This is a genomic window from Thioclava sp. 'Guangxiensis' (assembly GCF_045348365.1).
GTDB lineage: Bacteria > Pseudomonadota > Alphaproteobacteria > Rhodobacterales > Rhodobacteraceae > Thioclava > Thioclava kandeliae.
The window spans coordinates 2,240,781-2,259,642 of sequence record NZ_CP155822.1; the positions used below are offsets into that span (position 1 = coordinate 2,240,781).

20 protein-coding genes, 3 tRNA genes and 1 other RNA gene are annotated in these 18,862 nt (G+C 62.1%); 17 read left to right on the forward strand and 7 right to left on the reverse strand.

Annotation, left to right across the window (positions count from 1 at the left end):
- The first annotated feature begins 70 nt into the window (after positions 1-70).
- The 8 genes from ABEB22_RS11105 (at position 71) to ABEB22_RS11140 (ending at position 5,534) form a co-directional block, all read left to right on the forward strand.
- On the forward strand, positions 71-742 hold the full coding sequence (locus tag ABEB22_RS11105) for a class I SAM-dependent methyltransferase (protein WP_406870295.1): 672 nt from the start codon (positions 71-73) through the stop codon (positions 740-742).
- Between the two features lie 83 nt (positions 743-825).
- Positions 826-2,202, forward strand: coding sequence for an amidohydrolase family protein (locus ABEB22_RS11110; RefSeq protein ID WP_406870296.1), 1,377 nt, complete (start codon positions 826-828; stop codon positions 2,200-2,202).
- Between the two features lie 110 nt (positions 2,203-2,312).
- A complete protein-coding gene (locus ABEB22_RS11115; protein WP_406870297.1) occupies positions 2,313-3,251 on the forward strand; it encodes a pirin family protein in 939 nt (312 codons plus the stop codon).
- Between the two features lie 254 nt (positions 3,252-3,505).
- Positions 3,506-3,582: transfer RNA gene (locus tag ABEB22_RS11120), tRNA-Asp, on the forward strand.
- A 38-nt stretch (positions 3,583-3,620) separates the two neighbouring features.
- A tRNA-Asp gene (locus tag ABEB22_RS11125) sits at positions 3,621-3,697 on the forward strand.
- A gap of 32 nt (positions 3,698-3,729) precedes the next feature.
- Positions 3,730-3,806 (forward strand) — tRNA-Asp (locus ABEB22_RS11130).
- A 106-nt stretch (positions 3,807-3,912) separates the two neighbouring features.
- Positions 3,913-5,178, forward strand: coding sequence for a glutamate-5-semialdehyde dehydrogenase (locus ABEB22_RS11135; RefSeq protein WP_339112761.1), 1,266 nt, complete (start codon positions 3,913-3,915; stop codon positions 5,176-5,178).
- 122 nt (positions 5,179-5,300) lie between these two features.
- Positions 5,301-5,534, forward strand: coding sequence for a hypothetical protein (locus ABEB22_RS11140; protein WP_339112760.1), 234 nt, complete (start codon positions 5,301-5,303; stop codon positions 5,532-5,534).
- A gap of 77 nt (positions 5,535-5,611) precedes the next feature.
- Here ABEB22_RS11140 and ABEB22_RS11145 read toward each other — a convergent pair whose 3' ends face one another.
- Positions 5,612-6,250 (reverse strand): histidine phosphotransferase family protein, encoded by a 639-nt coding sequence (locus ABEB22_RS11145; RefSeq protein ID WP_339112759.1) that lies wholly within the window; start codon positions 6,248-6,250, stop codon positions 5,612-5,614.
- On the opposite strand from ABEB22_RS11145, the gene ABEB22_RS11150 reads away from it, so the two are divergent.
- The 3 genes from ABEB22_RS11150 to ABEB22_RS11160 all read left to right on the forward strand — a co-directional run bounded on the left by ABEB22_RS11150 (position 6,249) and on the right by ABEB22_RS11160 (position 8,158).
- A complete protein-coding gene (locus ABEB22_RS11150; RefSeq protein WP_339112758.1) occupies positions 6,249-6,422 on the forward strand; it encodes a DUF3553 domain-containing protein in 174 nt (57 codons plus the stop codon). The two genes, ABEB22_RS11145 and ABEB22_RS11150, sit on opposite strands and share 2 nt — an antisense overlap.
- Before the next feature lie 135 nt (positions 6,423-6,557).
- Positions 6,558-7,325 (forward strand): GNAT family N-acetyltransferase, encoded by a 768-nt coding sequence (locus tag ABEB22_RS11155; RefSeq protein ID WP_406870298.1) that lies wholly within the window; start codon positions 6,558-6,560, stop codon positions 7,323-7,325.
- Positions 7,322-8,158 carry a lysophospholipid acyltransferase family protein gene (locus ABEB22_RS11160; protein WP_406870299.1) on the forward strand — a complete coding sequence of 279 codons (837 nt, stop codon included), beginning with the start codon at positions 7,322-7,324 and terminating at the stop codon, positions 8,156-8,158. Before ABEB22_RS11155 ends, ABEB22_RS11160 begins: the two co-directional genes overlap by 4 nt.
- Here the strand turns inward: ABEB22_RS11160 and ABEB22_RS11165 are convergent.
- Together ABEB22_RS11165 and ABEB22_RS11170 are read right to left on the reverse strand one after the other, a co-directional pair.
- The gene (locus tag ABEB22_RS11165; protein WP_339112755.1) at positions 8,147-8,374 is read right to left on the reverse strand and encodes a ribbon-helix-helix domain-containing protein; all 228 of its coding nucleotides are present in this window, start codon (positions 8,372-8,374) and stop codon (positions 8,147-8,149) included. The genes ABEB22_RS11160 and ABEB22_RS11165 overlap by 12 nt on opposite strands.
- Positions 8,371-8,571 carry a DUF4169 family protein gene (locus ABEB22_RS11170; protein ID WP_406870300.1) on the reverse strand — a complete coding sequence of 67 codons (201 nt, stop codon included), beginning with the start codon at positions 8,569-8,571 and terminating at the stop codon, positions 8,371-8,373. Before ABEB22_RS11170 ends, ABEB22_RS11165 begins: the two co-directional genes overlap by 4 nt.
- A 151-nt stretch (positions 8,572-8,722) precedes the next feature.
- On the opposite strand from ABEB22_RS11170, the gene ABEB22_RS11175 reads away from it, so the two are divergent.
- From ABEB22_RS11175 to ABEB22_RS11200, 6 genes are all read left to right on the forward strand, one after another.
- Positions 8,723-10,408 carry an ABC transporter ATP-binding protein/permease gene (locus ABEB22_RS11175; RefSeq protein ID WP_406870301.1) on the forward strand — a complete coding sequence of 562 codons (1,686 nt, stop codon included), beginning with the start codon at positions 8,723-8,725 and terminating at the stop codon, positions 10,406-10,408.
- A 1-nt stretch (position 10,409) separates the two neighbouring features.
- A complete protein-coding gene (locus tag ABEB22_RS11180; RefSeq protein WP_406870302.1) occupies positions 10,410-12,050 on the forward strand; it encodes an amino acid ABC transporter ATP-binding/permease protein in 1,641 nt (546 codons plus the stop codon).
- 120 nt (positions 12,051-12,170) lie between these two features.
- Positions 12,171-13,781 carry a cytochrome ubiquinol oxidase subunit I gene (locus ABEB22_RS11185; RefSeq protein WP_339112751.1) on the forward strand — a complete coding sequence of 537 codons (1,611 nt, stop codon included), beginning with the start codon at positions 12,171-12,173 and terminating at the stop codon, positions 13,779-13,781.
- 6 nt (positions 13,782-13,787) lie between these two features.
- Positions 13,788-14,948: a cytochrome d ubiquinol oxidase subunit II gene (cydB, locus tag ABEB22_RS11190; RefSeq protein WP_406870303.1), complete on the forward strand. Its 1,161-nt coding sequence runs from the start codon at positions 13,788-13,790 to the stop codon at positions 14,946-14,948.
- 15 nt (positions 14,949-14,963) lie between these two features.
- Positions 14,964-15,074 carry a cytochrome bd-I oxidase subunit CydX gene (gene cydX / locus ABEB22_RS11195; protein ID WP_339112749.1) on the forward strand — a complete coding sequence of 37 codons (111 nt, stop codon included), beginning with the start codon at positions 14,964-14,966 and terminating at the stop codon, positions 15,072-15,074.
- A gap of 92 nt (positions 15,075-15,166) precedes the next feature.
- Positions 15,167-15,625, forward strand: a complete 459-nt coding sequence (locus ABEB22_RS11200) for an NUDIX domain-containing protein (protein ID WP_339112748.1) — start codon at positions 15,167-15,169, stop codon at positions 15,623-15,625.
- A 49-nt stretch (positions 15,626-15,674) separates the two neighbouring features.
- Here the strand turns inward: ABEB22_RS11200 and fumC are convergent, their stop codons facing one another.
- The 4 genes from fumC to ssrA form a co-directional block, all read right to left on the reverse strand.
- Positions 15,675-17,069: a class II fumarate hydratase gene (gene fumC, locus ABEB22_RS11205; protein ID WP_339112747.1), complete on the reverse strand. Its 1,395-nt coding sequence runs from the start codon at positions 17,067-17,069 to the stop codon at positions 15,675-15,677.
- Positions 17,070-17,228: 159 nt separating this feature from the next.
- Entirely contained in the window at positions 17,229-17,702 is a 474-nt protein-coding gene (locus tag ABEB22_RS11210; RefSeq protein WP_339112746.1) for a ClpXP protease specificity-enhancing factor SspB, read from the reverse strand.
- A 104-nt stretch (positions 17,703-17,806) separates the two neighbouring features.
- Positions 17,807-18,235 carry an ester cyclase gene (locus tag ABEB22_RS11215; RefSeq protein ID WP_339112745.1) on the reverse strand — a complete coding sequence of 143 codons (429 nt, stop codon included), beginning with the start codon at positions 18,233-18,235 and terminating at the stop codon, positions 17,807-17,809.
- Between the two features lie 181 nt (positions 18,236-18,416).
- Positions 18,417-18,772, reverse strand: a transfer-messenger RNA (tmRNA) gene (gene ssrA, locus ABEB22_RS11220).
- Between the last annotated feature and the right edge of the window lie 90 nt (positions 18,773-18,862).

The following is an 18,862-nucleotide window of genomic DNA, read 5'->3' on the forward strand; positions in this document are numbered from 1 at the left end:
CCTGCACGGGGTGCAGAGCGGGCTTTTCCCTGACCCGCGCCCGCGCGCCCCTGATGCGAGACCCGATTTTATGTCCCACGCGCATGCGCCCTATACCCGCCCCGGTTTCTATGACGAGATGATCGGCCGCGGGATGCATCGTGATATCGTCGGCGGGCGCTGGGAAGAGACCGGCGAGCGCCAGATGGAGATCGTCGAGGATGCGGGGATCCTGCCGCATCATCACCTGCTCGATATCGGGGCGGGGCCGTTGCGGCTTGGCTGCAAGGTTATCAATTATCTCGAACCGGGGCATTACTGGGCCACCGATGCCTCGCGCGAGCTGATGCTGGTGGGGCATGAGCGAGAACTGTCGGACCGCTCCCGGCTCGATCCTGCGCAACTGGTCGAGGATAAAGCGTTCGAATTTCCACAAATTCCTCTGCGGATCACCCATGCCATCGCTTTCGGGCTCTTTCCGCATCTCCCGCATGAGATGCTGGGTCTGTGCCTGCGCAACCTGCAGCGCCTGCCCAATCTCGAACTCTTCCTGTTCACCGTCTTCCTGCGCCCCGATGAGGTGGCCGAGGATGCCCATTACCGGCAGCGCGATGGCGTGGTCACCCATTACACCCGTGCGCCCTATGATATGCGCGCCTCAAGCGTGCATGAGATGGCCCGCGATGCAGGATGGACGCTGTGGGAAGATCCGCGCAAATTGCCGCGCGGGCAGGTCCTGTTTCATGCACGGCGCACCGTTTAATACATCACGGATGCGTGAGAGGTGCTGACCGTTGCGGTTAGGGGCATAGCTCTATGCGATGTTCCTAGCTGAAAGAGATTTCCATGACACGTCTTTCTCTCGTCGCGGGATGCGCGGCCCTTCCCCTGAGCCTGCCACTGACGGCCCTCGCGCAAGACGATGATCCATCCGGCCGCCGCTATCTCCTGAGCGGAGCGCAGGTGATCACGATGCAGGGTGGCTGGACCCCCCCGGCGCCGTTGGATATCCTCATTGAAGACGGTAAGATTGCGCGGATCGATGCAGATATAGAGGCAGCCGATGCGACCGAGATCGACCTGTCCGGCCATCTTCTGACTCCCGGTCTTGTCGATAGCCACTGGCATATGTGGAACACCATCGCGCGCGGCTATGAGCGCAGTGATCAGGGCGGGTTCGCGGGCACGATGAAGCCGCTTTCCGGAGCATGGACGCCCGAGGCATCGGCGCTCTCGGTCGAGCTGGGAATGGCGCTGGCTGTCAATTCGGGCATTACCTATGTCAATAACTGGGCGCATAACGTGAAGGCCCCCGAATTCGCCGATGCCGAGATCGCGGCGATGGCGGCCTCCGGCGTGCGCGGACGGTTCAGCTATGGCTATCCGCAGGCTTTGGGGCAGGGCGCTCTGATGGATCTCGCCGATCTGGAGACGACGCAGTCCGACTGGCCAGAGGATAGCCTGATCGGGCTCGGTGTGTCGCTGCGCGGGCCGGACCGTTCGACGCCTGAGATCTGGACGCAGGAAATCACCAAGGCGCGTGATCTCGGGTTGCCGGTAACCTTTCATATGGGTGGGGCCCCCGAGGCCGCAGAGAAACACAACGTGGCTGCGCTGGCCGAACAGAAGATGCTGGGGAAGGATATCCATGTTGTCCATATGACCTCGGCACCCGAAGAGGATCTGCGCAAACTGGCCGAGGGCGGTAGCCCGCTGATCATCTCGCCATGGACCGAGCTGGAGGTGGGATACGGCGTGCCTGATCCGGGGATGATGAAGGATGCGGGGCTCGAGATGGCTGTCTCGGTCGATAACACGGTGCTGGCGGGGCAGATCAATATGTTCGAGGTGATGCGCCTGACCGCCGATCTGGCAGATGGTCATGCGCATAAGCAGCAGGCATTGCCCGATGCGGATGTGTTCGACTGGGCGACCCGTCAGGGCGCACGCTCGATCATGGCGCCCGAAGGCGTGGGCACGCTGACGGAAGGCGGGCCGGCGGATCTGATCGCGATCTCTACCGAGGGGCTCAACACACGCCCTGCCGCCTCGCCCGATTTCCTGCTGACCCATGCGGCCGAGCCCGAGGATGTGTCCTTTGTGATGATTGCGGGGGAGATCCATAAGGAGAACGGTAAGTTGACCCGCGTCGATCTGGGAGACCTCACAGCGCGGGCAGATGCGATGATGGGCGATCTGGCCGCGCAGGCAGGCGTGCAATAGGCCCGCGCGGGCGTGGGCGTGCACAGACCCTGCGCGCCCCTGCCTGTTTTCATCACCCCCCTTGCGCGGCACATTCATCCCAAGCCGAATTGCCAAAATGGAGCGCCAAGATGAGCTGGAACCCGATTCTCGATGCCGATATCCCGATTGGCGATGCCGTTGATCTCGTTGATATGGAAATCGTGCCGCGTGCGCGGGATCTGGGGTCGTTCGAGGTGCGCCGTGCGCTGCCTTCGGCCAAGCGCCAGATGGTGGGGCCGTTCATCTTCTTCGACGAGATCGGGCCTGTCGAGTTCCTATCGGGGCAGAAGGGCGTCGATATCCGCCCGCACCCGCATATCGGCCTCGGCACTGTAACCTATCTGCTTCAGGGACGGCTGCATCACCGCGACTCCCTCGGAACCGATCAATGGATCAAACCGGGCGAGGTGAACTGGATGAATGCGGGTTATGGCATCACCCATTCCGAGCGCACCGACGAGGATCTGCGCCAGACGGGCGATACGATGTTTGGTATCCAGACCTGGATCGCGCTGCCCAAAGATGCCGAGGATGATGCGGCGGAATTCGCCCATTCGGGGGCAGGGACGCTGCCGGTTCTGGAGGCCGAGGGTAAAAAAGTGACGCTGGTTCTGGGGGATGCCTGGGGGGCGAAAGCGCCGCTCGCCATGCCGTCGGAGCTGTTTTACGCCGATGCCGATCTGGCGCCCCATGCCGCGCTGCCGCTGCCCGACAATCACGAGGATCGCGGCGTCTATGTGCTGCGCGGCTCGGTGAATGTGGGCGGGGCGCATTACGGGGCGGGACGTATGCTGATCTTCCGTCCCGGTGACCGGATTTCGGTCAAGGCAGGGGCCGAGGGGGCACGTCTGATGGTGCTGGGTGGGGCCACGCTTGAAGGGCCGCGCTATATCTGGTGGAATTTCGTGGCCTCTTCGCAGGAACGTATCGAAGCGGCCAAGGAATCCTGGCGCGCGGGCGATTGGATGCACGGGCGATTCCAGCTCCCGCCGACGGATCGCGACGAGTTTATCCCGCTTCCCGACTGAACGCGCTAGGATGGAGCGGCAAGCCACGGGGATCACGGCCCCTCCGGCGATATGATTCCCCTGATAACGGCGCTCCGTTGCCCCCGCTGTGCTGATGCCAACCAATTGAAGAAGCGTTGTTTTAAAGGGTTTCCTAAAATACGCGGCAGGGTTTTTGGGTTTTTTTGAAAAGAATGCGAAACCATGCTTGACGGGCGCGTTAGTGGCCCGTATTACCCACCCCACGCTCCGGGCGATGCCGGAGAGGATGAAGAGCGGTTGTAGCTCAGTTGGTTAGAGTATCGGCCTGTCACGCCGAGGGTCGCGGGTTCGAGCCCCGTCAACCGCGCCATTCATCCTCACCTAGTCGCCCTTAGTCGAAACATATGCGCGGTTGTAGCTCAGTTGGTTAGAGTATCGGCCTGTCACGCCGAGGGTCGCGGGTTCGAGCCCCGTCAACCGCGCCACTGTTTCGGAATTGGAGTTTGGAAGATGCTGTGCGGTTGTAGCTCAGTTGGTTAGAGTATCGGCCTGTCACGCCGAGGGTCGCGGGTTCGAGCCCCGTCAACCGCGCCACCATCTTCTCGTCAGAAAGCACCCCAATGGGGTGCTTTTGTCGTTTTGGGCTTCTTTTGGTCGGGCAGGGTCGCTATATGCGGGCTGTCACATAAGGAGTAGACGGATGAAAGACGCGTTGGATGCAAAGCAGCTGATCGACACCCTCGGTGCCGCTGCCCGCGAGGCAGCAGCAGAGCTGGCCTTCGCACCAGCGCCTCAGAAAACCCGTGCGCTCGAAGCGGCCGCCGATGCTGTCTGGGCGCAGCGCGCCGAGATCATTGCCGCGAATGCCGAGGATCTGGCCTATGGCGAGGCAAAGGGGCTCACGCCTGCCATGATGGACCGTCTAAAGCTTGACGAGGCGGGGATCGAGGGGATCTGCAAGGGCCTGCGCACCATCGCCGCACAAGAGGATCCTGTGGGCGCGGTGATCACCGAATGGGACCGCCCCACGGGGCTGCATATTCAGCGTGTGCGCACGCCGCTCGGTGTGGTGGGCGTGATCTACGAATCGCGTCCCAATGTGACTGCCGATGCCGGTGCACTCTGCCTGAAATCCGGCAATGCGGTGATTCTGCGTGGTGGCTCGGAGAGCTTCCATTCCTCGCGGGCGATCCATGCCTGTCTGGTCGAGGGGTTGAAAGCCGCAGGTCTGCCCGAGGCGGCGATCCAGCTGGTGCCCACCCGTGACCGTGATGCCGTGGCCGCGATGCTGCAGGCGGTCGAATATATCGACGTGATCGTTCCGCGCGGGGGCAAGGGGCTCGTAGGGCTCGTCCAGCGCGAGGCGCGCGTGCCGGTCTTCGCGCATCTGGAAGGGATCTGCCATATCTATGTCGATGGCAGCGCCGATCTGGACAAGGCCCGCCGTATCGTGATCAACGCCAAGACCCGCCGGACGGGGATCTGCGGGGCAATGGAATGCCTGCTGATCGACCGCGCTTTCTGGGACAGGCATGGTGATGTGCTGATCCGCGATCTTCTGGCCAAGGGCGTCGAGGTGCGCGGGCAGGGTGATCTGCTGGGCACCGAGGGCGTGGTCGAGGCCGCCGAGGATGATTACGGGCGTGAATTCCTCGATATGATCTGCGCGGCCAAAATCGTAGAGGGGGTGGATGAGGCGATTGCCCATATCCGCCGCTACGGCTCCAACCATACCGAAGCGATCCTGGCCGAGGACAAGGCGCCTGTGGCACGCTTCTTCCAGCGGCTCGATAGCGCGATCCTCATGCATAACGCCTCGACCCAATTCGCCGATGGCGGGGAATTCGGGATGGGTGCCGAGATCGGGATTGCCACCGGCAAGATGCATGCGCGGGGCCCCGTGGGGGCCGAGCAACTGACCTCGTTCAAGTATCTGGTCACGGGGGATGGCGCGACCCGCGCCTGAGTATCGCCCGATTTAAAGGCCGCAGTGCAGAAAGCATGTGCTGCGGCTTTTTGTGTCTTTGACATAAGATAGGCATGCTTTCTATATTTCCTGCGTGCCAACCGCCCTTCCGGAGAATTCCCATGACCGCCCAGATCCCCCCCGGCCGCCGTCTGTTCTCGCGCAATTTGCGTCTGAGTTTCTTTGTCCTTTGTGCCATCTACCCGCTGGTCACGGCGCTCCTCTATGTGGTGCTGCCGCTGATGGACGGGCATCCGCTCTTTACGGTGACTGCCGTGGTCTGTCCCATTGTCGTGCTGTCGATGGTCTATGCGATCATCCCCACCATCCATCGCCGTCTTGGGCATCTACTTTAAGATCGTATTCCAACCATTTGCAAAAAATAAAAAACCGGCGTCTTGCGCCGGTTTTCTGTTTGCTGCTCGCGCATGGATCAGAAGCCGATACGGGCTTCGGTCTCGCCGATCTCCCATGCGATATGGCGTCCGTGGAGTGCCGCCTCGCGCGGTAGCAGCAGAAACTGGACCTGCGCCGGACGGAGGTCTTCGGGCGCCTGTCCGTTCAGCGCATTCCACAGTGCCTCGTCGGGTTTGGTGCGCCGCGTCTCGGCCACCAGATGCCATTCGCCATTGATCTCTGTAATCACCAGCCGCCCGCCGAAGGGCAGCGCGGTTTCCATGCAAAGCATCGCCAGATAGGCCATCTTCACGAAATGACGGGGCTGATCGCCCTCGGCCTGCCATTCATATTTCATCCGGCCCGTCGCGGACATCTCGGCCAGAAGGTTGCGGATCTCGTTCTGGCTGACGCGCTGCTCGGTGCTCGATTGTCCGAATGCCACGCGGAAGAACTTCACCCGCGCATTGGCCGCGTTCACGCTTTCGGCGATCAACTGCATCTCGGGGCTCATCGCGCCACCTGCCATCGCCAAAAGCTCTACCCCATTGCTGATTGCGCCCAAAGGGCTGATAAGGTCATGACACAGACGCGAACCGACAAGGGCCACCAGATCGGCCTCGGAAGTCTCGGTATTGGCGTCAGAAGGAAGCAATTGAGAAGACAGGGCAGTCATGAACGAATTCCTCGAGCCGGGTATGTTGGTCCGGAACCCGAAAGCGCCGGAATGGGGTGTAGGTCAGGTGCAATCGCGCGTGGGCGACAAGATCACCGTCAATTTCCGCGAGGCGGGTAAACAGGTGGTTGACGGTCGGGTGATCGCGTTGACTCTGGTTATTGAAGATTAAAGTTGAGGAAAGGTTAACGCTGATTTTGCCACGCGGGTCAATCGGCGTCTCCCAACCTGCTTGCCTTTTGAGCGCTCTCTTGCCACAAACTCGGCAAGAGCGTGCGACATGCTTGCAAAAGTGGATTGAAATGCCATGGAATCCAGTCGTTTAGAGGTTCGTCTTGCGGCGAGCGAGGAAGATCTTCTGGCCTCGCAACGGCTGCGCTATCAGGTCTTCGTGACCGAGCTGGGCGGGGGTGGCGCTATGGTTAATCACGCAGCCCAACTCGAATGCGATGCCTTCGATCCCGTTTACGATCATCTTCTATTGGTTGATCCCGCCATCGATCCTGAGACGCTCAGCCATGTGGTGGGGGTCTATCGTCTCCTGCATTCGGATCGTGCGGCGGCCTTCGGGCGCTATTATTGCGATGAGGAATACGATCTCGGGCCGCTCAAGGCCCTGAACCGCCCGATGCTCGAGCTTGGGCGCTCCTGCGTCCATCCCGATCATCGCGGAGGCGCGGCGATGTTCCTGCTCTGGAACGGGCTGGCAGACTATGTGCTCACGAACCGGATCGAGATCCTGTTCGGGGTGGCCTCTTTCCATGGCACCGACCTGCAGGCGCTGAAGATGCCTCTTGCGTGGCTCCACCATCATCACCGCGCCCCAGACGCGCTGCGGGCGCGGGCACGCGTCTTCCAGCCGATGGATCTGGTGCCGCCCGAGGCGCTCGACCGGCGCGCGGCGATGGCGGCCATGCCCAATCTGATCAAGTCCTACCTCAAGCTCGGTGGCTTCGTGGGCGAGGGTGCTTTTATCGATCATGATTTCAACACGACCGATGTGCTGGTGATGATGGACACGACCGCCATGAGTGCGAAACACCGCAGCTTCTATACCCGCAGGGTCGAGGTATGACCCGCCCCGTACCGTCGCCCACTTGGATGGGTGAGGCGCCCCCAGCGCCGCCCACACCCCGTGCGGGCGACAGGCTCCGGCTAAGCGCTCGGTGTGTCTGTGTGGTGCTCGTGTTCCTGTGCGGGCTCGGGGCGATGGGCGTTACACGGCTGATCGAGACCGTTCTGCGTCGGTCCGACCGGCCGCTTTCGGTGCATATCCCGCGGCTGGTCTCGCGGGCGACCGTCGCAATCCTGGGGATCGGCGTCACGATCCGGGGCCGACCGATGCGTCATGCGGGGGCGGTGGTATGCAATCACGGATCATGGTTCGACATTCTCGCGCTCAATGCCGCGAGTAATGTGTTTTTCGTGGCCAAATCCGAGGTGGCCGGCTGGCCGGGGATCGGGTTTCTGGCACGCATCGCGGGGACGGTCTTCATCCGTCGTGACCCGCGCGAGGCGGCCGCCCAGGCCCGCCTGTTCGAGACCCGGATCCGCGCAGGCCACAGGCTTCTGTTCTTCCCCGAAGGCACCTCCAGCGATACGCGTCGGGTTCTGCCATTCAAATCGACCCTGTTTCAGGCCTTTTTCACGGAGGATCTGCGCGCGCGGATGTGGGTCCAGCCGGTCAGCCTGCGCTATCATGCCCCTTCAGGCGAGGATCCGCGCTTTTACGGATGGTGGGGCGATATGGCCTTTGCCCCGCATCTCGAGAAGCTTCTGAAGGCAAGACGCGGGGGACGGATCACGCTGGTCTTTCATCCGCCTCTGGCCGTGGCCGCGCATCGCGACCGCAAGGCGCTGGCCGCGGCCTGTGAGGCGGCAGTCAGGGACGGCTTCTCAGCCCTGTAAAAGCTGCGCGCGGTAATAGCGCAGCACATGGAGACGGATGGCGGTGGCCAGCCCCATCTCGACCCCGCGGGCCACATCGATTTCCGCGGCCAGCGCATTGATCCCCAGATCGCGTTCGCGCGCGATGTCGCGGAAGGCCTGCCAGAACTCGTCCTCCAGCGTAACCGAGGTGCGGTGCCCGCCGAGTGTCAGGGAATGTTTGCGCGGGCGGCTCATGTCTCGCTCTGCTCCTCATCATCCTTGTCCAGACGATGAGCGTCGAGATGGCGCTTGGCGGCCAGATCGTCCGCTTCGTCGCGCGCGCGCTCGGCCTTGGTGCGACCGAATTTCACAGCATTGGCGTCAGCCGCCGCGCGCTTCTCGGCGCGGGCCTTGGCTTTGCGGAACTGGTTGAGATTGGTCACATTGCTCATTGCGTGATTTTGCCATGACAGAGGCAGGCTGAAAAGACCCCGCAAACATATATCGGGACTGCGCGTTTTCTGCGCCGATATGATGCAGATCAAATGAGCTTTTTGCCAATGCGGTTACGGAGGGACGGCAACGAGTAGGACGGGGTGCATCATGACAGGCCATGGCAGCGCAAACCAAGCGGCGCAGGACGAGGCGCTCTCGCGCGCAAAACGCGGGCGCAGGGTGCTGAACTCTCTGATGGCGCCCGAGGCGGGACGGTTGCGCGGTGCCTCGGGCCTGTCGGTTCTCGCGGCACTGGTCTGGCCCTTGCAGGCGTGGTGTGTGGCGCATGTTCTGGGCGCGCTCCTTGCGGGACAGAACGCCGGGGCGCTGATACCGTCGCTCGTGTTCGGCTTGCTCGGGGGGCTCAGGGCGGCGCTCAACTGGGGCGCGGAGGGGCTGGCGCAAGGGGCGGCCAACCGCACGGTCGGGTGCTTGCGCGCACGAATCGTGGCGCAGGAAGCCGCGTCGGGCGAGGAGAACCGCTTTGGCGGGGCGGGGGCCATCGCCGCCCTTGCCGGCGAGAAGGCCGAGTTGTTGCGGCCCTATATCACCCGCTACCGCCCCGCACAGTTCCGCGTGGGGGTGGTGCCGCTCCTGTTTCTCGGGGTGGCGCTCTGGCAGTCCTGGGCGGTGGCCGTGATCTTCGCGGTTTCGGGCCCGCTGATTCCGGTCTTCATGGCACTTGTGGGGATGGCCGCGAAAGAGGCTTCCATGCGCCAGCTGGGCGAGATCGGCACACTCAACGATATGCTGGTCGAGCGGCTGGGGGCGGTGCTCGATATCCGTGTGCTGGGCGCGCAGAGCCGCGTGATGGAGGGGTTTGTCGTCCAGACCGGTCGGCTGCGCCAGCGTACGATGGCGGTGCTCGGGGTGGCGTTCCTGTCCTCGACGGTGCTGGAACTCTTCTCGGCCATCGGGGTGGCGATGGTCGCCGTATTCGTGGGCTTCTCGCTTCTGGGCGAGATCTCTTTCGGCACTTGGGGGGCGGGGCTTTCGCCCGAGGCGGGGATTTTCCTTCTGCTGATCGCGCCGGAATTCTACCAGCCTTTGCGCGATCTGTCGGCGGCATGGCATGACCGTGCATCGGCAGAAGCGGTGGGCGCCGAATTCGAGGACTGGCAGAACGGCCAAGCCGCGCCTCTCGTTGGGAAAGGCGCGCAGGCCGCACCGCTGGCAGGGCTGTGCACTGTGCAGGCAAGCGGGCTCGTGATCCATGGTCGTGCCTTGCCGGATGTGAGCGTCGATGCAGGAGAGAGTATCGCGCTGGTCGGGCCCTCCGGGGCGGGCAAGACCACGCTTTTGCGCCTGTTGGCAGGGGGGCTCACGCCCGAGGCAGGATATGTCCGTGTGGGGGGGCAACCGCTTGTGCCCGAGACCGCCGATGCGTGGCGGGCGCGTTTGGGCTGGATGCCACAGGCCCCGCATTTCCTTTCGGGCACGTTGCGCGAGAGCCTGATGTTGCCCGAGGGGGCAGATCCTTGGCCAGCGCTGGCACAGGCGGGTGTGGCGCAGGTCGTGCGCGCGCTGCCCGAAGGGCTCGAGACGCCTCTAGGCGAGACGGGAGGTGGTCTGTCGGGGGGCGAGGCGCGGCGGATCATGCTGGCGCGGGCGTTGGCGCGCCGCCCCGATCTGCTGCTGGCTGATGAACCCACTGCCGATCTGGATACCGAGACTGCAGCCGCCGTTACCACTGGGCTGCTGGCGGCCCACGGGCGCGGCATGGGGCTGGTTATCGCGACCCATGACATGGCGCTGGCGGAGAAAATGGACCGGATCATCCGGCTGGAGGCGTAAGATGAGAGATCTTTTCGCGATATTCCTGCGTCTTCTGCGGGCCAATTCCTGGGCGATGGCGCGGGGCTGGGCGCTGAGCCTGACCGTGCTGGTCATGGGAGCCGCGCTTCTGGGGCTGTCGGGGTGGTTCATCGTGGCGGCGGCGGCTGCGGGGCTGATCGGGATGGGTTCGGTCTTCGATGTGTTCCGCCCCTCGGCCATGGTGCGCTTTTTGGCGCTCGGACGGGCGGCGGGGCGCTATGGCGAGCGGCTTCTGACCCATGATGCCACCCTGCGCGGGCTCGAGGCGCTGCGGGCCGATGTTCTGCGCGGCTATCTGGGGGCGGGATACCGGACGATAACCCGCATCCGTGGCGCGCAGGCGCTCAATCGGCTGACGGCCGATGTCGATGCGCTGGACGGTGTCTCGCTGCGACTGTTCCTGCCGGTGATGGCGGCGCTTGGCACCCATGCGCTGGTCTATCTGGTGCTTCACTGGTTGTTGGGCGGCATGATCGCCGCATGGATCGGATTGGGCTATACCTTGGGCGGGGCACTGATCCTGATTTGGGCCGCACGGGCCTCGGCCCGCGTGGCGCGTGCGCGCGAGGAGGCGGCCCAGTCTTTCCGCACGGGCCTGATCGACATGATCCGTGCCCGCCGTGATCTGGCAGTCTACGGGCGTCTTGCGGGGCAGGCCGCGCAGGTGCAGGCCGCCCAAGACTTGCACGACGGGTTTAGCCAGCGGCAGGATGCGGCCGAACGCAGGGTCGGGCTGGCGCTCAACCTGCTCCTGCAGCTGGTTGCGGCAGGGGCGCTCGGGCTCGGGATTGCCACGGTGAATGCGGGCGGCTTTGCGCCGTCCTATGCCGCGCTCGGGTTCTTTGCGGCACTCGGGCTGGCCGAGACGATCGCGCCGCTGCGCCGCCTTGCGCCCGATCTGGGGCGGATGCGGATGGCGGCCACGCGGGTGCGCGGCCATCTGCCCGGTCCCGAGGCACCGGCCAGCCCCGCCGTTATACCACCGCGCAGCGCGCAATTGACGGTGTCGCATCTGTCGCTCTGCCGGCCCGATACCGCACAGCCCATTATCGAGGATCTGTCCTTCGATCTCGGACCGGGGCAGTGGCTTGCCGTGACCGGAGCGAGCGGGCGGGGCAAATCCACGCTCCTGCTGGCGCTGGCGGGGTTGATGCCCTTTGACGGCGAGATCAGGCTCGGGCAGATCCCGATCGCCACGCTCGACGAGGCGTTCCTGCGCGAGAGGGTGGCCTATCTGCCCCAGCGCAGCGCCCTGATGGCGGGCACCCTGCGCGAAAACCTCTGTCTTGGCGATGACCGGATCACCGATGCTGATCTGGACGCGGTTATCGACGCCTGTGCTTTGCGGGAGGTGATCCGCCTGCGCGGTGGTCTCGATATGGTCATCGGTCCGCGTGGCGAAGGGCTTTCGGGCGGCGAGGCAAGGCGCGTCACTTTGGCGCGGTTACTCCTGCGCCGTCCCGATCTCCTGCTCCTCGACGAGCCGACCGAGGGGCTCGACGACGCCACCGCGCTCCATGTGCTAAGGGAAATCCGTGCCATCCTGCCGCAGTCCGCCATTCTTTCCGCCTCGCACAAACACGTCGAGGTTGAAATATCTGACATGGTGATAACCCTGTAATTGCGCATTTGATTTCTACTTTTTGACCCAGATCAAGGAGGCCGCGCGAGTGCAGGCTTACTCGGGTCGCATAAGAAAACGCGAATGGGAAACTCATCTTTCCCGCTAGGAGCTGAGGATATGGATTTCGGTATCGTCGAGCTGTCACGGTTTCAATTTGCCATGACTGCGATGTATCACTTCCTCTTCGTGCCGCTGACGCTGGGTCTGTCGATCCTCGTGGCGATCATGGAGACGGTGTATGTGATGACCAACCGCCCCATCTGGCGCCAGATGACCAAGTTCTGGGGCCTTTTGTTCGGGATCAACTTTGCCATCGGGGTCGCCACCGGCATCACGATGGAATTCCAGTTCGGGATGAACTGGAGCTATTATAGCCATTATGTGGGCGACATCTTTGGCGCGCCTCTGGCCATCGAGGGGCTGATGGCCTTCTTCCTCGAGGCGACCTTCGTGGGGCTGTTCTTCTTCGGCTGGGACAAGATGTCGAAGACCGCGCATTGCGTCGTGGCGTGGCTCGTGGCCATCGGCTCGAACTTCTCGGCGCTCTGGATCCTTATCGCCAATGGCTGGATGCAGAACCCCGTGGGGGCCGAGTTCAACCCGATGACCATGCGCATGGAGATGGTGGATTTCTTCGCGGTGCTCTTCAACGAAGTGGCGCAGGCGAAATTCGTCCATACCGTTTCGGCAGGCTATGTGACCGCTTCGGTCTTCGTGATCGGCGTCTCGGCATGGTTCCTGCTGCGCGGGCGTCATACCGAGCTTGCGCGCCGTTCGATCACCGTCGCCGCAGCCTTCGGTCTGGCCTCGGCGCTCTCTGTGGTGCTTCTGGGCGACGAGTCGGGCTATAATGCGACCCATACGCAGCGCATGAAACTTGCCGCCATCGAGGGGATGTGGGAGACCGAGCCCGCGCCTGCGCCCTTCACCGCTTTCGCCATCCCCGATCAGGAGGCGCGCGAGAACCGCTACGCGATCCATATCCCCTATCTGATGGGGCTGATCGGTACGCGCTCTCTGACCACCTCGATCCCCGGGATTGACGATCTGGTGGAGGAATCAGAGGCCCGTATCCGCAATGGTCTGATCGCCTATGACGCCTTGATGACCGTCCGTCAGGACCGTGCAGCCACCGCGCCCGAGGTAATGAAAACCTTCGAGGACCATTCCGGCGATCTGGGTTATGCGTTCTTGCTGAAGAAATATGTCGAGGATCCGCGCGAGGCATCCGATGCGCAGATCAAGCAGGCGGCGGCGGACACCGTGCCGCAGGTCTGGCCGCTCTTCTGGGCCTTCCGCATCATGGCGGTTCTGGGCTTCCTGATGATCGGCACGATGGCCTATATGTTCTACCGCTCGTCCTTCAAGGGCATGCATTATCCGCGCCCGATGCTGCGCTTGGCGGTCTGGATGATGCCTGCGCCGTGGATCGCCGCCGAGATGGGGTGGTTCGTGGCGGAATTCGGGCGTCAGCCATGGACGGTAGACGGGATCCTGCCGACGGCGCTTTCGGTCTCCGCGCTCTCGGCCACCGAAGTCCTGATGACCATCATCGGCTTCATCCTGTTCTATACCGTGCTCTTCATTATCGAGATGGGTTTGATGCTGAAATACATCAACAAGGGCCCGTTCGAGGATGTGGCGGAAACCGAAAGCTGGATGGCCAGCCACAAGACCCGTCTGAGCGGCAAGGCGGCAGCCGATGCCATCGCGGAACCTGCGGAGTAAATTGCTATGATCCTTCATGACCTTATCAGCTATGACGTGCTGCGGGTGATCTGGTGGGTGCTCCTGGGCATCCTGCTGATCGGCTTCGCCGCGACCGACGGGTTCGACATGGGCACCGCCGCCCTGATGCCCTTCATCGGCCGCACCGACACCGAACGCCGCGTGGTGATCAACACCGTCGGCCCCGTCTGGGAAGGCAATCAGGTATGGTTCATCCTCGGCGGTGGCGCGATCTTCGCGGCCTGGCCGCCGCTCTATGCGGTCAGCTTCTCCGGCTTCTATCTGGCGATGTTCGTGGTGCTTGCATCCTTCATCGTGCGTCCGGTGGCGTTCAAATACCGCTCCAAACGCGAGGGTCTCGTCTGGCGGCGCAACTGGGACTGGGCTTTGTGCCTCTCGGGGGCGGTTCCGGCGCTTCTCTTCGGCGTGGCCGTGGGCAATGTGATCCAGGGCGTGCCCTTCCATCTGACCGATGATTTGCACACCGTCTACGAGGGCGCTTGGTATATGAAATTCATCGGGCTTCTCGATCCCTTCTCGCTGCTGGCAGGGGTGGTCTCGCTCTCGATGCTCGTCATGCATGGTGGTGCATGGGTGAACCTGAAGGCCGAAGGGATCGTGGCGGCGCGCGCCCGTGCTATCGGCGCCAAGGCAGCTCTCATCGCGGTGGCGGCCTATGTGCTGGCCGGGATCTGGCTGGCCTTCATCCCGGGCTATGCCTTCAGCGGTGATGTGCCGGTCGATGGCCCCTCGAACCCGCTGCATTTCACGGTGATCCGCTCGGCCACATGGCTTTCGGCCTATGCTGACCGCCCGTGGATCGTGATCGCACCGGCCTTGGGCATCGTCTGCGCGCTCCTGACCCATCTGGGCCTGAAAGCGGGGCGGGAGGGCTCGACGATGATCCTCTCGGGTGTCGCGGTGCTCGGCGTGATCTCTTCGGTCGGGCTGACGATGTTCCCCTTCATCATGCCCTCGAGCACGGCGCTCAACTCCTCGCTTGCGGTCTGGAACGCGTCCTCCTCGCATCTGACGCTGTTTATCATGCTGGTCTCGGCGGTGATTTTTGTCCCGATCATCCTCGCCTATACGAGCTGGGTCTATAAGGTGCTCTGGGGCAAGGTCACCGAGGATGACATCACCGGCAACTCCCATTCGGTCTATTGAGGAAAGGAACGACAGATGTGGTATTTCGCATGGATTCTGGGTCTTCCGCTGGCCGCCATCTTCGCCGTCATGAACGCGATGTGGCTTGAGCTGAAGGAAGACCAGAAGCGGATCGACGGTAAATAGGCATAGGCCCAAAACGGCTTGTGCGGGCGAGGGGCGGCAGGGATGCCGCCCCTTTGTCTTGAGGCGGTCTCGGGGGCAGGTTAGGGTGGGCTATGACACAGTGGCGTCCCGCTCCCCGTATCCGGTTCAAAGTGCTTGGCCTGCATTGGCGCGACGGGCGGCTTCTGGCCGCCGAGGTGCCCGATGATGCCGGTCGGGTCAAAGGTGTTCGGCCCTTGGGGGGCACAGTCGAATTTGGCGAGACGGCCGAGGCCGCGCTCCGGCGCGAATTCCACGAGGAGTTGGGGGTCGAGATTGGCCTGCGTGGAGCGCCGGTTTTCATCGAGAACCTCTACCATCATGAAGGCCATCAGGGGCACGAGATCCTCGCGCTTTACGAGATCACTCTGCCGGAGGGCGCGTTCGAGGGCGAGACGCGCCTACAGTTCCACGAGGATAGCGGTGTCGTGTGCTTTGCCCAGTGGTTCGATCCAGCGACGCTTGATCAGGACGGTGGTCCGAAGCTTTTTCCCGACGGCCTGAAAGCCCTTTTGAAACGCTTGGGATCATGAAAAAGGCCAGCCCGAGGGCTGGCCTTTCCGTTACCCTTTGACGGGCAGATCAGTCATTGGGGCCGATCATCAGCTCGGGGCGGACGACCTCGTCGAAGGTCTTTTCGTCCACGAAGCCGAGCGCGATGGCTTCCTGCTTCAGCGTGGTGCCGTTCTTATGCGCGGTCTTGGCAACCTTGGTGGCGTTGTCATACCCGATGGTCGGCGCAAGGGCAGTGACCAGCATGAGCGACTCGTGCAGGAGCTTCTCGATACGCGGCTCGTTGGCCTCGATGCCCACCACCATGTTATCGGTGAAGGCCGAGGCGCTATCGCCCAGAAGCTGCATGGATTGCAGCACGTTATAGGACATCATCGGGTTGTAGACGTTCAGCTCGAAATGGCCTTGGGAGCCTGCAAAACCGACAGCGGCATTGTTGCCCATGACATGGGCGCAGACCATGGTCAGTGCTTCGGCCTGCGTCGGGTTCACTTTACCCGGCATGATCGAGGAGCCCGGCTCGTTTTCCGGCAGGATCAGCTCGCCCAGACCGCAACGCGGGCCCGAGCCCAGAAGGCGGATGTCATTGGCGATCTTGAACAGAGAGGCCGCAACCGTGTTCAGTGCGCCCGAGAACATGACCATCGCATCATGCGCGGCCAGAGCCTCGAATTTGTTCGGAGCCGTCACGAAGGGCAGACCGGTGATCTCGGCCATATTTGCCGCAACCGCCTCGCCCCAGCCTTTCTTGGTGTTCAGACCGGTGCCGACGGCGGTGCCGCCCTGTGCCAGCTCGTAGATGTCACCGAGGCAGGCCTCGACGCGCGCGATACCCTTGCGGACCTGATGCGCATAGCCGCCGAATTCCTGACCGAGGGTCAGAGGGGTCGCATCCTGCGTATGGGTGCGGCCGATCTTGATGATGTCCTTGAAGGCTTCCGATTTCGCTTCCAGCGCCTCGGCCAGCTTGGTGAGGCCCGGGATCAGCACATCACGTGCCGACATGGCGATACCGACATGCATCGCGGTCGGGAAGGTGTCGTTGGAGGACTGCCCCATATTGCAGTGGTCATTGGGGTGGACGGGTTTTTTCGAGCCCATCTCGCCGCCCAGCATCTCGATGGCGCGGTTCGAGATCACCTCGTTCGCGTTCATGTTGGACTGGGTGCCCGAACCCGTCTGCCAGACGACCAGCGGGAAGTTGTCATCGAACTTGCCGTCGATCACTTCGCCTGCTGCCGCGATGATCGCATCAGCGATCTTGGCATCCATCGAGCCATTGGCCTTGTTGGCCATCGCGCAGGCTTTCTTGATCACGCCGAGGGCGCGGATGATCGGCACCGGCTGCTTTTCCCAGCCGATGGGGAAATTCAGGATCGAGCGCTGCGTCTGCGCGCCCCAGTATTTGTCTGCGGGAACTTCCAGCGGACCGAAGCTATCGGTCTCGGTACGGGTCGCGGTCATAGTGGGCCTCCGTAATAACCAGCTCTGGCCGCTAAAAATCGGGCCAGCCGTGAACGTGTTTTTGTCTAAGCGGTAGGGCGCGGGAATGCAAACGGTATACGCATGTATACGGGCGCTAACACAGTAAAAGACCGCCCCGAGGGGCGGCCGCTGCAACAGTTAGGATTTGCGGAATTTATCGAGACTGACAACTTCGGCCTCGGGCCGCACGCCCGAGGGGGGCGGATCGTCGTCATCATTCTCGGTATCATCCGTTTGATCGTCGCCATCCTCGTCCGAATCCTGCGTCTCGAATCTGAGGCCGAACTCAACGGAAGGGTCCACAAAGGTCTGGATCGCATCATAGGGGATATAGAGCGGCTCGGGATTGTTGCCGAAATTCAGCGTCACGCCGAAGCCGTCATCATCGACATTGAGATTGTCGAACCAGTGCTGGATCACCACCGTCATCTCTTCGGGATAACGCGAATGCAGCCAGTCGGCCATCTCGACACCATCTGCCTGCGTGTCGAAGGTTATGAAGAAATGATGCGCGCCGGGAAGTCCGTTCTCGGCCACGTCTGAGAGCACATCCTGAATCAGGCTGCGCATCGCGCGATGCATCAGGTTTCCGTAATCGATGCTGCGGGTCATTCCTTGTCCTTCCATACCTTAGCAGGTGTTCCCTCACCATAGGGGTTTTCATGCCTTTGGAAAGGGGCACTTTTCTGTTGAAGGTTTTCTAGATCGTAGAAACGTTACGAAATCTTTTCGCTCGAGAGGCATAGGGCAACCGTATCCACAGGCAAAAATCCTAGCTGGCTAAACAGACCGATAAGATCGTAATGGTCATGCATGGCCACGATCTTGCCATCGCGAAAACGCAGAAGCGACTGCCCGCTGAATTCGACGTGATTCCCCGATACTTTCGACGTGCCACTAACCGTCATCAGCACATGCAGGATATCCCCGCTCTCGTAACTGTGCCGGATGTCATGACGGATATCGTCGAGATGGGCACGCAGGGCGGGGACGAGCTCTTCTATATCCTCCCGCGTCATCTCGACATCGCTGATCAGTCCGGTGGCATGGGAACAGTCCGACACATAAAGCGACAAGCATTCGGCCCGACCATTGGACCAGACTTCCTGAAGGAATTCTTTATAGAAGCTGAGCTTATCGGACATGAGACCTCGGTGTTATCTTAGCTACAGGTGGTCTTGGGCAGGCTCGGCCTGCGTCAATGGCACTATGTCGATGAATAACAACCAGTTTCACAACGCAGTCGTGAGAACCTCGGATCAGACTGCACGGCTTTGTCGCCTCATGCAAGCGCCGCGTGCCGAAAGAGCGGAGAGGATGAGAAAAGGTGCAGGATTCTGTTGCAAGGCTCCTGCGGGCCCCGCCTTACGCTGCTAAGCGCAAGGAGTTAGGTTTCGGAGCTTAAGCTGCTTACGCAGCCAGAGCTACCGGAGCACGATTGTCGTTTGCAATTGTACTTTTTGAACCGATAACGGTGGTATCTCACCGAGACAAAGCTACATCTTTAGACGTTCGTCGATCCTATTTCGGCCCCATGATCCCAAACGAAAGGATATATGGTGGAGCCGCCGGGTACCGCCCCCGGGTCCGATCCGTGTATTACATGCGCGTTTATGTCCATAGTCCGAGGCAAGCCCCGAACAGGATTGGATATAGGCCGCCATTTTTCGGGTTTCAAGCTCTCTACGCGATCTGTCGCCTAAAAAGGTTACAAAACGCCGTCTGATGGGGCGCAAGAACGCAGCGCGGGGCTTTTCAACCCCGCGACCGCA

Excerpts from the sequence above, each read along its gene's own strand:
- ABEB22_RS11185 (WP_339112751.1), top strand. The coding sequence starts at position 12,171 with ATGGATTTCGGTATCGTCGAGCTGTCACGGTTTCAATTTGCCATGACT.
- ABEB22_RS11165 (WP_339112755.1), bottom strand. The coding sequence starts at position 8,374 with ATGAGCCGCCCGCGCAAACATTCCCTGACACTCGGCGGGCACCGCACC.
- ABEB22_RS11215 (WP_339112745.1), bottom strand. The coding sequence starts at position 18,235 with ATGTCCGATAAGCTCAGCTTCTATAAAGAATTCCTTCAGGAAGTCTGG.
- ABEB22_RS11180 (WP_406870302.1), top strand. The coding sequence starts at position 10,410 with ATGAGAGATCTTTTCGCGATATTCCTGCGTCTTCTGCGGGCCAATTCC.
- ABEB22_RS11170 (WP_406870300.1), bottom strand. The coding sequence starts at position 8,571 with ATGAGCAATGTGACCAATCTCAACCAGTTCCGCAAAGCCAAGGCCCGC.
- ABEB22_RS11115 (WP_406870297.1), top strand. The coding sequence starts at position 2,313 with ATGAGCTGGAACCCGATTCTCGATGCCGATATCCCGATTGGCGATGCC.
- cydB (WP_406870303.1), top strand. The coding sequence starts at position 13,788 with ATGATCCTTCATGACCTTATCAGCTATGACGTGCTGCGGGTGATCTGG.
- cydX (WP_339112749.1), top strand. The coding sequence starts at position 14,964 with ATGTGGTATTTCGCATGGATTCTGGGTCTTCCGCTGGCCGCCATCTTC.
- ABEB22_RS11200 (WP_339112748.1), top strand. The coding sequence starts at position 15,167 with ATGACACAGTGGCGTCCCGCTCCCCGTATCCGGTTCAAAGTGCTTGGC.
- ABEB22_RS11140 (WP_339112760.1), top strand. The coding sequence starts at position 5,301 with ATGACCGCCCAGATCCCCCCCGGCCGCCGTCTGTTCTCGCGCAATTTG.
- ABEB22_RS11210 (WP_339112746.1), bottom strand. The coding sequence starts at position 17,702 with ATGACCCGCAGCATCGATTACGGAAACCTGATGCATCGCGCGATGCGC.
- ABEB22_RS11145 (WP_339112759.1), bottom strand. The coding sequence starts at position 6,250 with ATGACTGCCCTGTCTTCTCAATTGCTTCCTTCTGACGCCAATACCGAG.
- ABEB22_RS11175 (WP_406870301.1), top strand. The coding sequence starts at position 8,723 with ATGACAGGCCATGGCAGCGCAAACCAAGCGGCGCAGGACGAGGCGCTC.
- ABEB22_RS11150 (WP_339112758.1), top strand. The coding sequence starts at position 6,249 with ATGAACGAATTCCTCGAGCCGGGTATGTTGGTCCGGAACCCGAAAGCG.
- ABEB22_RS11135 (WP_339112761.1), top strand. The coding sequence starts at position 3,913 with ATGAAAGACGCGTTGGATGCAAAGCAGCTGATCGACACCCTCGGTGCC.
- ABEB22_RS11105 (WP_406870295.1), top strand. The coding sequence starts at position 71 with ATGTCCCACGCGCATGCGCCCTATACCCGCCCCGGTTTCTATGACGAG.
- ABEB22_RS11160 (WP_406870299.1), top strand. The coding sequence starts at position 7,322 with ATGACCCGCCCCGTACCGTCGCCCACTTGGATGGGTGAGGCGCCCCCA.
- ABEB22_RS11155 (WP_406870298.1), top strand. The coding sequence starts at position 6,558 with ATGGAATCCAGTCGTTTAGAGGTTCGTCTTGCGGCGAGCGAGGAAGAT.
- ABEB22_RS11110 (WP_406870296.1), top strand. The coding sequence starts at position 826 with ATGACACGTCTTTCTCTCGTCGCGGGATGCGCGGCCCTTCCCCTGAGC.
- fumC (WP_339112747.1), bottom strand. The coding sequence starts at position 17,069 with ATGACCGCGACCCGTACCGAGACCGATAGCTTCGGTCCGCTGGAAGTT.